The 13,518-nt window shown below is 59.9% G+C and carries 13 protein-coding genes; all 13 read right to left on the reverse strand.

The genetic code is table 11. The features are described from left to right. Positions 1-19: 19 nt before the first annotated feature. Positions 20-1,366 (reverse strand): type VI secretion system baseplate subunit TssK, encoded by a 1,347-nt coding sequence (tssK, locus tag ACJ8MK_RS14040; protein ID WP_033638522.1) that lies wholly within the window; start codon positions 1,364-1,366, stop codon positions 20-22. A 40-nt stretch (positions 1,367-1,406) separates the two neighbouring features. After that, positions 1,407-1,937: a type VI secretion system lipoprotein TssJ gene (gene tssJ, locus ACJ8MK_RS14045; RefSeq protein WP_048321733.1), complete on the reverse strand. Its 531-nt coding sequence runs from the start codon at positions 1,935-1,937 to the stop codon at positions 1,407-1,409. Between the two features lie 29 nt (positions 1,938-1,966). Next, positions 1,967-2,467 (reverse strand): type VI secretion system accessory protein TagV, encoded by a 501-nt coding sequence (gene tagV / locus ACJ8MK_RS14050; RefSeq protein ID WP_033648134.1) that lies wholly within the window; start codon positions 2,465-2,467, stop codon positions 1,967-1,969. Positions 2,468-2,511: 44 nt separating this feature from the next. Then, positions 2,512-2,904: a DUF4150 domain-containing protein gene (locus ACJ8MK_RS14055; RefSeq protein WP_004934933.1), complete on the reverse strand. Its 393-nt coding sequence runs from the start codon at positions 2,902-2,904 to the stop codon at positions 2,512-2,514. Between the two features lie 16 nt (positions 2,905-2,920). Beyond that, positions 2,921-3,556: a DUF3540 domain-containing protein gene (locus tag ACJ8MK_RS14060; RefSeq protein WP_334282600.1), complete on the reverse strand. Its 636-nt coding sequence runs from the start codon at positions 3,554-3,556 to the stop codon at positions 2,921-2,923. Between the two features lie 30 nt (positions 3,557-3,586). Next, positions 3,587-4,654 (reverse strand): pentapeptide repeat-containing protein, encoded by a 1,068-nt coding sequence (locus ACJ8MK_RS14065; RefSeq protein WP_033653622.1) that lies wholly within the window; start codon positions 4,652-4,654, stop codon positions 3,587-3,589. After that, positions 4,651-7,203 (reverse strand): DUF2169 domain-containing protein, encoded by a 2,553-nt coding sequence (locus ACJ8MK_RS14070; protein ID WP_442517838.1) that lies wholly within the window; start codon positions 7,201-7,203, stop codon positions 4,651-4,653. Before ACJ8MK_RS14070 ends, ACJ8MK_RS14065 begins: the two co-directional genes overlap by 4 nt. 170 nt (positions 7,204-7,373) lie before the next feature. Beyond that, a complete protein-coding gene (locus ACJ8MK_RS14075) occupies positions 7,374-7,874 on the reverse strand; it encodes a hypothetical protein (RefSeq protein WP_033635017.1) in 501 nt (166 codons plus the stop codon). A 101-nt stretch (positions 7,875-7,975) separates the two neighbouring features. Beyond that, a complete protein-coding gene (locus tag ACJ8MK_RS14080) occupies positions 7,976-8,365 on the reverse strand; it encodes a DUF3592 domain-containing protein (protein ID WP_033647801.1) in 390 nt (129 codons plus the stop codon). A gap of 10 nt (positions 8,366-8,375) precedes the next feature. Then, entirely contained in the window at positions 8,376-10,715 is a 2,340-nt protein-coding gene (locus ACJ8MK_RS14085) for a type VI secretion system Vgr family protein (RefSeq protein WP_033647800.1), read from the reverse strand. Between the two features lie 830 nt (positions 10,716-11,545). Then, positions 11,546-12,580, reverse strand: coding sequence for an NADP-dependent oxidoreductase (locus ACJ8MK_RS14090; protein ID WP_442517839.1), 1,035 nt, complete (start codon positions 12,578-12,580; stop codon positions 11,546-11,548). An 85-nt stretch (positions 12,581-12,665) separates the two neighbouring features. Continuing rightward, complete coding sequence (gene uspC, locus ACJ8MK_RS14095; RefSeq protein ID WP_033635011.1) at positions 12,666-13,085, reverse strand: universal stress protein UspC; 420 nt, start codon at positions 13,083-13,085, stop codon at positions 12,666-12,668. 197 nt (positions 13,086-13,282) lie between these two features. Then, positions 13,283-13,498: a transcription modulator YdgT gene (gene ydgT / locus ACJ8MK_RS14100; RefSeq protein ID WP_033635010.1), complete on the reverse strand. Its 216-nt coding sequence runs from the start codon at positions 13,496-13,498 to the stop codon at positions 13,283-13,285. Positions 13,499-13,518: the final 20 nt, after the last annotated feature.

A 13,518-nucleotide genomic window follows, 5' to 3' on the forward strand; every position in this document is an offset into this window, starting at 1 on the left:
TATTTTCCTGAGTCATAGGTTACCGGTCCGTATGGCTGCGAATCGCCCAAAATTCCATGTCCAGCCCCGGGAATTCGCCCGCCAGGTGCAGGGCGAAGGCGCTGGATTTTTCCATCTGTTTCCACAGGTCGCCGCCTTTTTCCAGCTCGAAGTAGGTGTAGCCGGCGTGATAGGGGATCTGGCGCGGCGCGGCGGGCATGGTGCGCAAACCGATGCCCGGCAGCTGCAGCTGCACCAAATCGCGGATGCGCGTGACCGGGGCGATCTTCATCTGCGCCGGGAAATGGGTCAGCAACACCTCGGCGGCCACGTCGGCGCGCACCGCCAGCACGAAGCCGAAGTCGCGCATCATTTTGGCGTCCTGCACGGTGGCGACGTTCAGCCCGTGGGAGCGTTCGACCAGCGTCAGCTGAATGGCGTTGTCTTCCAGCACCACCGACAGCCCCTGGCGCAGCAACAGCATCAGCTTGCCGAAGCACAGCGCCAGGTTGTCGTGGTCATACACCGGCAGACGGCCTTCCGGGGTACGCTGCGCCGAGAAGCTGGCGAGCTCGGTGGCGAACTGCAGCCAATCGGCGAACAGGCGCTCCGGGTGCAGATGGTCGAGGTGGTAGGCGTGGCTCACCTGGCCGAGGTGGCGGTTGATCAGCTGCAGCAGCATGAAATCGACCATTTCGGAACTGCCGCCGCGGCCCGGCTGCAGCAGGCGCTGGCTCATCTGCTGGCTGCGCTGTTGCAGCAGGCCCTGCAGATCGTTGATGAAGGTTTTCAGTACCGGGTTGCCCTGGCAGTTCAGCATCGGCGGGATCTGCGCGGTATCGAGGCGCAGGCTGTTGTCGCCGCGTTTTTCCAGCACGCGGGTCACGCCGAGCGCCGTCCATTCGGCGTTGAGCTCGCTCTCCAGCATCAGCCGCAGGCGCAGGCGGCCAAACTGCAGCGCCGCGCTGCCCACCGAGACGGCGTTGAGATCGTCGACTTCGTTCTCGTAAGCCAGATAGCGCGCCAGCGCCTCCGGGCTTTCCTGAAAGATCACGTCTTCACGCCCCGCGCGGTAGGTCGGCAGGGCCAGCACCACGTTTTCGCCGGTCTTGTTTTCGGCGATGGTCAGCGGCGCGGGCGCCTGCTGGGCGCCGGCGAAGCGAAACGGCGTGCCGTCCGGCATGATGCCGCTGGCGGCGTTGAGGGCAATCTTGCCCTGGCGCAGCAGCGTTTGGTCCAGATCCAGGGTGAGGAAACCCCAGAAACAGCCGCTGTGGGCCTGGCCCCAGTTGCGCATATAGCCTTCGAGATAGTTTTCCGCCTGCTGGAAATGGTGGGGGCGCAAAAACATCCCCTCAGTCCAGACAACCTTATGAGCATCTTTCATCATCACACCTATAGTTACTTCGCTTCAGCGCAGCGGTAGGTCAGTCGACCTTTTTTACGGGGCGCAGGCCACTCACGCCCGCGACGATATGCGCTTCCAGCTCATCCGGCGAGAATTGCCATACCTTATAGAAATTGGTTTCGGTGGGTTCCGGCAGCGGCAGTGAAAGGCGCCAGGTTTTGCCGTCCAGATTTTGATATTCGGCGATCACGCCGATGTAGCGCGCATCCAACGCGCTTTGCCCACCGAGTTTTTTGCCGGTCTGGCCCGGCGTCAGGAAGAACTGATCGCTGTCCAGCAGGCTGTTGCCGAGCACGCTTTTGGCGTCGTTTTGCAGACTGAAGAAGTCGGCATCCATGAATTCCGCATCCGAACGCAGCAGCAGCACGCGAATTTTTATCGGCGCCGGTTGCGCGCCGGCGGCGGCGTTGACCTGGCGATCGGCATCGAACACCAGGCTGTAACGCGACGGCACGCTTTTGGCGGAAGACATGCAGCCGCCGAGCGCCAACGCGCCCAGCAGCAAAAACAGCATCCCGCACCAGCGGGAAGCGATAGGGGTCGTCATCATGGGAATCTCGTCGCCCGCAGGCGTGCTGACTACTGGAGGATCCAGGTGGCTGAGCCGGCGTTTTTACACGCCTTGCTGTCGCCGCCGACTTTGACGCAGTCCTGTTTGGCGGCGCGCGCGCGGCGCGGCAGATCTTTGCGCAGCGTCGATTTGTAGCGCGCTTCCGGTACGCCGGCGTTGGCCTGGATGTAACCCACCAGGTCGCCGCCCCGGATGGCGGAGATCGCCAGCCAGTTGTTTTCCACTTCGCCCAGCGCGTAGAACGCGGCGGCGTTGTCCAGGCTGCCGACGGCGGTGCCGGTATAATTCGGGCTGCTCATGATGCTGGCGGCGTACAGGCTGCGGTACTCCTCACCGATCGGCTTGAACTGTTTCGGCGCGCTCACCGCGGCGCGGTGCTTTAGCGTGACGCCGTTGACCTCACTGCTGACGATGGCGTCGTTATTGAGCGCCGGCGGCGGTGGCGGCGGCGTGGAACAACCGGCAAGCGTCAGGGCGGTCAGCAGCGTCAGGGTAATCCGTGTTTTCACAATGTCCTCTTCTTGTTTAATGGCTGTGTAATAGGGCGCCGTCATCAGGGCGCAAGCAGCAACACTTTTAATTGGCTCGGCACGATGCGCATGCCGAGCGCGTTGGTGGAATTCTGCAGGCTGAGGCTGGTCAGCCGGGTGGCCGGGGTGCCTTTGAGCAGCACGGTAAAGGCGCCGGTCAGGTGGCGGGACGGCCCCATCACCGTCCCGGAAGCGACGCCGGTGGCCACGCCGGGGTTGTCGCCGTTGGTCAGCGGCGTCACCGTCGCCATGTTGTGCGCCGGGGTGCCGACGAACAGAATGTTGAACGCGTTCGGGATGGCGGTCGGTGCCAGGGCGATATCCGGGTAGGGCACGGGTACCGGCGCCGGGCTTGGCGTCAGACAGACGTCGGGAAACGCCAGGTCCACGCCGATCATTTGGCTGTTGGCAAACATAAAAGGCCTCCGCAGGTTATCCGACGTGGATTTGTTCCGAATCCAGCTTGGTGATGTCTTTTGAAGTAATGAGCGTGTTGCGGGCATGAATGCGGGCGTAATCTTCCGCCTGGTAATCCAGTTGCCCGGCGCGCACGTGCTCGGTCTGGCGCACTTTGCGGAACAGCGAATGGCTGATCTGGCTGACCGAATGCCACAGCGACTCGCAGCGTTTGCCGACCAGGCGGCTGACGCTGACGAAGGCCGACAGCTCTTCGCCGCTGTATTTCATCTTGTCGACCTGGCAGTCGCCGCTGTTGGCCTGCAGCGTCATGGCGTCGCCGCTCAGTTTCAGCGCCTGCGCGCCGTGCAGCGACAGCGAGCCGCTCGGCGTTTCAATGTGCAGATCGCCTGCAACGCTCAGCCGCGCCGCGCTTTGCGGTTCCGCGCGCTCAAGGACGGCGATCGCCCACAGCTGGTGGCCGCAGCCGGCGACCAGCACGCTATCGCCGAGTGCCGGCGTCAGCAGGCAGCTCGCCGCCCGGCGGCAATGCCAGCCGCGGCCTTCGCACTCCACCACCAGACTGCCGTCCGGCAACAGGTTGACGACCTGGCCGGCGGCCTGCTGGGGCGGTGCGATGTTGACGGCGCGGGTTGTGTTGGCAACGCTCATGGTGATCCCCTCGTGAAGTGGTCAATGCATTCAGATTCGGCTCTGGCGCTGTGCGCTCCAGGTTTCGGCGGCGTACAGCTCTTCGTCGCGCTCGAGAATTCCGCTGCGATCGCCCCAGCGCGTTTGCTGCTGATGGGCGCGGTGCATGCGGGTGCGCATAAAGCGCGCGCGGCGGAAATCGGCGGCGCCGATGTCGGCATAACAGAAGTCGGCGTAGGTCAGGTCGCTGTCGCTGAAATCACAGCGCGCCGCGCGGCTGTGCTGGAATACGCATTGATACAGGCGCGCCTGGCTGAAGTTGGCGGCGTCCAACGTCGCTTCGCTGAAGATCGCCTGATCGAACTGCCCGCCGCGGCACTGCGCGTGGGTCAGATTGGCCTCCAGCCACAGTGACTGCTGCGCCTGCACGCTCGTCAGGTTGGCGCGCCGCAGCGAAGCGCCCTTAAAGTTGCTTTGACGCAGCGTCGCCTGGCTGAAATCGACGTCGTCCAGTTGGTTATCGGTAAACTGGCAGGCGATCAGGCGCTGCCCGGCGTAACTTTTGCCGCGGTGGTCACATTCGAAAAACGTGACGCGGTCGAAATCTGCCCCTTCAAACCGTGTGTCACGGAGGTTTAATCGGAAGAACGTGACAAGAGATAACCGCGCCTGATTCAACGCAGCGCCGTCGAGCGGGCTTTCGTAAAAGGTGGTGCGATCGTGCTGAGTGGCGGAAAAATTCGCGCCGGCCAATTGGCATGACATCCAGTGGCTTTGGTTGAGCGCCAGCCGGCTGAAGTCGCCCTGTTCAAGCCGGCAGTCGTTGAACATCGTCAGTTCGATATGGCTCTCGCTGAAGCGGCCGCCCGACATGGCGCACTGGTTGAAGGCCGTTTGCTTCAGGTTCGCCCGTGCAAATTGCGCCTGTTCGAGCCGGCAATTGCTGAAGACGCTGTCGCGCAGATCGCAATCGGAGAAGTTCACGCCGTTCAGGTTCAGTTCGTTGAACATGCCGCCGGCCAAATCCATACCGGCGAATGACAGGCCGTGCAAATCCTCACCGGCAATCAGCTCGCCGCGTTTCACGCGCTGGCGTATTTGCTCTGGCTTTGAGGTCATACTTCCTTCCCGTTGTGGCGAGGCAATGTTTTCACCCTGGCGGTATAGGCGCCCTCGAGCCGGGTCGCCTGATCCACTTGCGACTGCGACAGGTCGGCCCGGAACAGATTGGCGCCCTGCAGGTCGGCGCCCGACAGCACGCATTTTTGCAGGATCGCCGCAATGAAATTGGCGTCGCGCAGGTTGGCGCGAGACAGATCGCTGCGAATGAACAGGCTGCCGCTGCCGTTGGCCTGACGGAAATCAGCCTCGTTCAACCGGCTTTCCGACAGGTCGCAATTATTGAGACGCGCACGGCTGAAATTGGCCCGCTGCAACGGCATCTGGCGTAAATTGCACTGGTTTAGCGTCGCGTCGCTGAAATCCGCCTGCGGCAGCAGCGTCTTTGCCGCGAAGGCGCAGGCCGTGAGGCGTGCGGCGCGGAAACTGAGGCTTTGCGTCTCGGTATCAACCCAGGCGCAGCTTTCAAGCCGTGCCCGATCGAAGTTCACCGCCTGCAAGCGGCATTTGACGAAGCTGACTTTGTCGAGCCGGGCGTGGCTGAATGTCAGCTGCTCCAGTTGCAGCTCCATCAGCGTAATGTTGGCCAGCGTGGCGCGGCTGAAATCACACTGCCCGAGCAAGGTTTCGTATCCCAGCAAATCGCGTAATGAGGCCATCGTGAAATCGCAGCGTTGAAACAACGTTTGCTGAATGTTGGTTTCGTGCAGCTGTGCGCCGCCGAAATCCGTCGCTTCGCATTTCGCCAGGGCCAAAGAGGCGTGGCTCAGATCGGCCTGCTGCAAGACGGCGCCGCTGAGATCGGCGCGCGCCAGCATCGCCTCGCGAAGGTCGCAACCCACCAGTTGGGTTTGGCGCAGATTGGCGTTTTCCAGCAAAGCGCCGCGCAAGTTAGCCTGGCAGAGATCCATGCCGGACAGATCGGCGCCGGTGAGATCAAGACCGCTGAGATCCTTATCACGCAGCATGGCGGCGGTGACGCGTTGGCGAATGATTTGCGCCAGATCGCCGCTTAAACGCAGCGCAGGGCTTTGCGCCTGTGCCGACATTAAATACATTTGGTGCAGCGCGCGCTCGCTTTCCCCCAGCTGTTTTTCGCTGAACGCGTCGGGATGCCGGCGCGCCTCCTGGAACAGCAGATCGCGCTGCTGCTGGTAGCTTTCCGCACCGGATGGCGGCACGTGATCCCCACCGGGATTGCGCGGATCGATACCCTCGGCTTGCGCCAGCTTGAGCATGTCCTGATACTGCGCCTCGGCCTGGCTTTCGAGACGCTCGACAAATTCGGCGAGTTGGTCCAGCTTCGGCGGCGCGTCTTGCGACGGCAGCGGGAACAGTTCATCGATGTCCTGGCCTTCACGCAGCAGGCGCTGGCGGTGCTCTTCGCGCTGCCGGTGCTCGTAGGCGGCGATATTTTCCGCCATCGGGCTTTGCTGCGTCGGCGTTTCCGTATCCAGCCAGGCGCCGATGCACGCTTCCGGCAACAACTCTTGCTCACGAAATGCGTGCAGAGCACCCCGTTCCTTATCCAGCCGCTGGGTCAACACCTGCCGATAATGCGCGGTGGAGCGGGGCTCGCCTTCGATTTCCAAAGCCGGCATCAGCTGCATTACGTCGGCGGCATCGTCTTCATTGATGCGTGTGCTGCCCTGATAAATCAGCAGCATCTGTTCCCTATGCGGGAAGAACCAGACGGTGGTGTGGCGCATCGCGATTTCTTCGAAATGCGTTTCGTCGCCGCGCAGCCGGTTGATGAAACAGCGTGTGCGCCACGGCGGCAAATGACCTTGCTGCACCGGTTCTGAAGGGTGCATGTTCCAAATTCGATAGGCGGCGCGGGGCGGCAAGCTGTCGCGTTGAGGAAACTGCTGATCGCTTTCCGCCATGTTGAACAGGCGCCAGTCGATATCGTTGGCGAAGCCGGGAAAGCCGTTTTTCAACCAGTCGGCGTCGTAGTTTTTACCGATGCGGGAGAAGCGGCGCGGCCAGGTGATATCCAACGCGTCAAAGCTTGCCGGTTGCGCGCTTTGCCGAGGAGACGCGAGGCGCCCCTGCAGCGGTTCAATATTGGGTAGGCGATGGATGCGGCCCTGCGGAAATGTTTCTGGAGTGGCGCCGATGCCGTGCGGATTATCGGCGAACTGGGTGCCGCCGTAAGCCCGGCGCCAGTCCAGACGCATTTCTGCAAAAGGGAGGGGAGTGGAGGGACGATCGTTGATCCAATGGCGATCGCCGAAAACCACCAGCGTTTTTTCCAGCGAATCCAGCTGGATCTTTACGGCGCAAGCGGTTTTGTCTTGTTGATGGTGGGTGTAGGCGTTACCGGTGGCGAGAAACTCCGCGCAGGCTTTGGGGATAGCCAAATCGAGCACGCCGCCGCTCAGCGTGAGTTCTTCGGCGGCCAACTGCCACAGTTCCGGTTCGGGGCGCAGGCGCGGGGAAGCCCCCATATCGGCCAAGGCCAAAACGGAAACGCCCAGATGGTTTTGCCCTTGCCAAGAGAAGGGGCGATGAAGCGCGCTGAGGCGCAGAGGTTTTACGACTTTCATTGTGTGTGTAAAGCTTCCTGTGGATATCAGCTGGCAGCCAGGCTGCTGCTCAAAAACAATCCGTTTTTCGGTTTAATAGATATCAGGCTATGTCACAACAGATGAAGAAAACGATGCGGCGTTCAGCGCCGATCGTTAATGCGGGGAGGGCCCCGCTTCGAAAGGGATGATCAAGAGGACAGTGCGCCGTCCTTCCCGTTTATTCCGCGAGCCAACAGCACGGCGGCGACGGACAATGCCGCAGCGATCGCCTTGGCGATAAATTGGCCGGCGCTCTCCAGGTGATAGGGGGCAAAAAATTCGACGTCGGCGGTGCCCAGAATCAGCAGCGCGGCGAGCGCCGCAAAACAGGGCAGCTCTATCGCCAGCGCCAGTCTGCCGGTGGGCGCCGCACCCAGGTAACCCATCAAAAAGCCGGGCAAAATCAGGAACCCGATCAATTCTGCGGGGGCATTCACCGCAGACATCACCTGCTGGTTGTATTTCAGCAGCGCCAGCATCAGCGTGACAAAGATCAGCAACCGCGCAGGCAACGCGGCCGCTCGGCTGGCCGACAAAAAGGTTTTGCCGATCGCGGCGAGCAAGACGCAGCCAACCAGGATGCCAAAGAAGGTAAACAGGATTTGTCCCCAGAGGCTGTCCTGCGTCGAAAAGGCAATGAACGCGCCCATCGTGACACTTCCTTATGCAAGGTGAGTTAGCGAACCGATGAACGATAAGCCGTTGGCAGAGCGTTGCAATCGGATCGCGTGATTGAAAGGAGCCTTTTCGCTCAAAGCCGGGAAAGCTCTTCGATCACCGCTTTTTTGGGGTTCTTCGGGTCGTACTTGATCGCGGTGAAATGGCCCGGCTGATAACGCGGCAGATCCACGACGCTAATTGGGCCTTTCGCCACGGCCGTATGGTTTTTTCCGTCTTGGGCGATGTATTTGACTTCGACTTCGCAGACCGGCCGATTCCCGTCCCACAGGTTGGTCTGGCGAATGCTGACGATTTGCCCGGAGGCGGAAATACCGTTCTCCATCACGCTGAGGGAAGAACCGATATGTTTGAAATAACCCCAGATATCGACCGTGATGAATTTGAAAAAACCCACCAGGCTGAGGATAGGAGCCAATAAAATCAACCCGATAACGGTGAGAACATTTTTGGCCTTCGACATGGGAGTCCCTTTATAAAAAGATCGCCAGCGCCTTGGTGCTCAACCGTAAGGCGCCGTTGGTCACCAGCGCGCCAAGCTGAGTGAACGTCATGGGATCGTTACTGAGCTTGAAATTGGTTTTGCTGATCGCCAGCGGATTGTGCGAGATATCCAGCATCGTGTGTTTCAGGCTGGCTCCTGTCAACGCAAGATTGGAGCCGTAGAAGGCGAAGTTGGCCCCGGTCGCCACCCATTTCCAACCGTGGCAGTTATCTTTCCAGCTCGGTGTCTGCACCGACACGCCGTCCGCGCTGGTGATGTTGATCGTTTTCGCTTTGATGGTCAGCGTACCGGTGATCGTCGTGCTCTGATCGTTTTTGTAGGTCTCGGTGACATTCCCAGTGACGGTAGCGGTTTGGCCGCCGCCTTTAACCGTCAATTCCTGCCCGCCGGCGGTGATGGTGGTGTGCTGCCCGCCGGAGGTGATGTTGACCGTTTGCCCTTGCTTGATGGTGCTGGTTTGTTGCCCTTCGGTAATGTCGAGGGTCTGATTGCCCTTCACCGTGACGTGTTGGGTTTGCGTAATGTTTTGCGTCTGCGCGCCGTCAAGCTTGAAGGACTGATTGCCGGTGATGTCGATTTTATCGCCGCCGTCGATAATCGTCAGGTCGCGGCCGCCTTTGATGTTCACCGTCTGGTGGGCGTTCAGGTTGGCGGTTTCCAGCCCATCGACGGTGGTGGTGCGTTTCGCTTTGTACAGGAACGTGGCGTCGCCGGTGACGGTGTCGTCCTGCTTGCGGCCGATGGTGGTGGTGCGGCTGCCGTCAATATTGACGTTCTTGTCGTTTTCCACCGTCATGTTCATGTTGCGTTCGGCGTGCATGTCGAAAGATTCGTTGCCGGGCGAGTCTTCCAGGAACAGGAAGCTGGCGTTGTCGGCGCCGCCGCCTTTGCTGCGGCTCATAAAGCCCATTTTGGTGGCGTCGCCGGGCAGATCCCACGGCGGCATGCTGTCTTCGTTGTAAACGCGGCCGGTGATGATAGGGCGATCCGGATCGCCGTTGATAAAGTCGACCACCACTTCTTCGCCCACGCGCGGGATCTGGATCCCGCCGTATTTCCAGCCGGCCCAGGCGCTGGAGACGCGCACCCAGCAGGAACTGGTTTCATTGCCGCTGCCGTGGCGATCCCAGCGGAATTTGAGTTTCACCCGGCCATATTTATCGGTCCAGATGCTTTCGCCTTCCGGCCCCACCACTTCGGCAGTTTGCGGGCCGTGGGTTTTCGGCCAGGGCGTGATGCGCGCCGGGCGCCAATTGATGTCCGCCGGAACGACCTGAAATTCGGTACGCTGCTCGCCGACGTCGTTATCATTGCTGGCGTAGCTGTTTTCCTGCATGAAGTAATGCGCGCTGACCACCAGGTAGGCGCGGTTGTCCTCCATACGCGGCGCCTGGATCAGTTGAAAACGGTAGCCGGGCGCAATGCCCTGCGAACTGCCTTCGCCGCTCATCTGCTCGTGCTGCGCTTCGAACTCCTGCTGGCGAACCTTGACGTAAAACTGGCCGTGGGCGTGATCGGTATAACGCCCGGGCCAGTCGAACACCTCGGCTTTGTCCTGCGCGAACGAGGCGGGATTCTGCCGCGCCTCCAGCAACCGCGCGCGCGGCTTGCGAAAATCGTAGTCATCCAGGCTATACAGGCTGGGCGTGATGGCGTCCGAAACGCTCCAGCTGTTGATGCTGTCTTTGTTTTCCACCAGGCCGCCTTCCGCGAGCTGATAGGGAATGCTGGCGTAGCCGGCGAGTTCCTGATGCGCCGACGGCGCGTCAGCCAGCACCAGCGTATGGCCGTCTTGCTGGTGCGTGAAATAGTAATAGATGCCTTCGTGCTCCATCAGGCGACTGATGAAATCGAAATCGCTCTCCTGGTACTGCACGCAGTACCCCCAGATGCGGTAGTCGTAACTCAGGCGGTTATCGATTTTCACCTGATACTGCCCCAGCACCTGGGTCAGGATGTCGGGAACGGTCTTTTCCTGGTAGATGCGAAAATCGCGGTTTTGCGTCAGATACCACAGCGTGGGGCGCAGCACGGCGCGGTAGATATAGTAACGGTTGCCGCCGGCTTCCCTTCCGGAGAGGGTCATGCGCGTGATATTGCCGTTGAGATAGCGCGGCGCCAGCGGATTGCCCCGCAGCTCCAACGTGATTTTTTGTCCCAGCAGCGCTTTCAGATCGAGCCGATTGTCGGGGCTGAGCAGCTCGACGTCGAACTCGAACAATCCGGCCAGTTTTTCCTCACCGGAAAGGCTTCTGAACAACAGCTGATGGGAGGGCAAAGGCGTGTGCGCAATGATAAGGCGATCCATACTATTCCCCGCTTTAGGCATAGCTACCGCACGAGAATTGACGCGCGATCCCGATGGCGTATCTGTCACGAATGGAGACAGGAACTGACGAAAGATTTAACAAAGTTTACACAAAGGCACGATTTGTGCAGTCTACAATAGAGCTCTGCATTTGCAAAATAGCCTTGTGGATCAATGCTCAATTCGTTAACTTGCTCACGATCTTGGTTTTAATCATCTAAAACATATACATGCGAGCAGATCATTTTTTATCTCAAATTATTGGGTAATTGGTAATACCAAAGAATAAATCTGTAACACTTAAGTCAACGTGCTTATAAAACAACTCTTTTTTTACGTAAAAAAAGTCACTGACTGTTTTTTATCCTTACCATTTGCCACTTAAAGATGATCAAATATATAAATTTTCCGAATGTTAATTCGGATGATTCCTATTTGGTGGGCGTGGAAAGCCCCCTCTGCAGGCCGTTGGTCGAGGGGGTGAACGGTTGATAATGCAGCAATTATTAATGTGGACAGGGAGCGAAGGCGATTTGGCTTATCAGGCCGCAGAGCCAGATTAAGACCGGGTCGCGCTGCGCCTGCCGGCCGGCGATCGGCTCAATGGGGAAAGACGTGATGGCCAATTCGTCAGGCAGCGGGAGAATGCGTACGCGTTGCGCGTTTGCCGGCGGCGGCGCATCCGGGCAAGCCGAGCAGGGCGCTGGCGGCGAGGGTGGGAGCGGTGCGCACTATCGTGCAGGTGACGCTGACGGTCGAGGAGGATGTGCGATTCGGCGACGGTGCCGTGCATTAAAAGCAGGGCGTGGTGTACCACGCCCTGTTACCGGTTACTCGTCGGCGACGCGGATCACCAACTTGCCGAAGTTCTTGCCCTGCAGCAGGCCGATAAACGCCTGCGGCGCCTGCTCCAGCCCGTCGACGATGTCCTCGCGGAACTTGATTTTTCCCTGTTCGACCCAACTGCTCATTTGTTGCAGGAACTCGTCAAAGCGTGAGCCGTAGTCGTCGAAGATGATAAAGCCCTGCATACGGATGCGCTTGCGCAGGATCAGCCCCTCCAGCAGCGGCAAGCGGTCCGGCCCCGCAGGCAACCCGGTGGCATTGTAATGGGCGATGATGCCGCACACCGGAATGCGCGCTTTGGTGTTCAACAGCGGCAGTACGGCGTCGAACACCGCCCCGCCGACGTTTTCGTAATAGATGTCGATGCCTTTAGGGCAGGCGGCCGCCAGCTGTTCGGCAAAGTCAGGTGCGCGGAGATCGATGCAGGCGTCGAAACCCAACTCTTCCACCACATAGCGGCATTTTTCCGCCCCGCCGGCGATGCCGACGACGCGGCAGCCTTTCAGCTTACCGATTTGGCCGACCACCGAACCGACCGCACCGCTGGCGGCGGCCACCACCAGCGTTTCCCCCGCCTGCGGTTGGCCGATGTCGAGCAGCCCCATGTACGCGGTAAATCCCGGCATGCCCAGCACGCCCAGCAGGCGGGAAGGATGCGGCAGGTGCGGGCCGAGGTTGCGCAGGCCGCTGCCGTCAGACAGGGCGTAATCCTGCCAGCCGTCATAACCCAACACCCAATCGCCGACGTTGAAATCGGGATGCTGTGAAGCCGCTACGCGCGATACCGTGCCGCCCACCATCACCTGACCGATCTCCACCGGCGGCGCGTAGGAGGGGGCATCGCTCATGCGCCCGCGCATATAAGGATCCAGCGACAGATAAACGGTGCGCAGCACCAGCTGTCCGGCGCCGGGCTGCGGTGCGGGGACGGTATCGAGACGGAAGTTGGCCGCCGTCGGTTCACCGTGCGGACGCGAGGCCAGCAGGAAGCGGCGGTTCTGTTGAGAAGAAGGGGACATCGAAAGCTCCTTTGCGTTGCGACAAACAAGATGCGTTAAGCCTAGTCCAGGGGCAGCAAGGCAACGTTACCGAATGTGCTTAGCCTTAGAGCGGAACGATCAGCACGTCGATGTGGCTGATATTGATAAAGCGGGCGGCGGAACAGGAGACCTTATTCATCATGCCGTCGCGATGATTGCCGCAGATCAGCAGGTCGAACGGCTGACGGCGGCTGGCGTATTCCAGGCTGTCACCCAGCTCGCCGTGCACGATCAGCGCATCGGCGATCGGGTAACCGGCGCGTTGACGCAGTTCCTCCATAAACAGCCGGGTTTCCTCCTCCATCAACGAGCGCAAATCCCCCAGCATCGGCCCGGCGAAATTATTGTACATTTCCGGGTTGGCGAGGGTGCTTAACAAGGTGATGCTGCCGCCGTAAGGGCGGACGATGGAGACGGCTTTTTCCACCAGGCGGTGGCTGTCAGGGGCAACGGCGACGGTGACCAGAACGTTTTGATACCCCATATCCCACTCCTTGTTGTATCCATCGCATTTCAGGCTGCCGCATCGGCGGCCTTGGCGGAGGTACTGCGTCGGATAAAGGGTAGAGCCTGGCGGGGGGAATAAATGTGTTTCGCATCACGCGCGGCAATAAAAGCCGAATTTACCCCGGTTATATAGCAATAAAAGATAAAACCGTTGCCGCACGTAATTTCACTGAATTAAAGCACCTGCGCCCACAGCGTTTTCGGCACCTTGCCCAGATCGAACAATTTACCGGCAACCAGCTCGGCGCGACGGTGGTCGGCGGCGCGGTACATGTTGCTCATTTCTTTATCATTTTCAATGGAGTAGTTCAGTTTGTCGTACACCTTCTCCAGGCTGTCCAAAGAGGAGCATTTACGGAATGTCAGCAGATATTCGAGCGTATCGGTCATGATTAAAATATAGCCTGTTA

Source organism: Serratia sp. CY38905 (assembly GCF_052168875.1).
Taxonomy (GTDB): Bacteria; Pseudomonadota; Gammaproteobacteria; order Enterobacterales; family Enterobacteriaceae; genus Serratia; species Serratia sarumanii.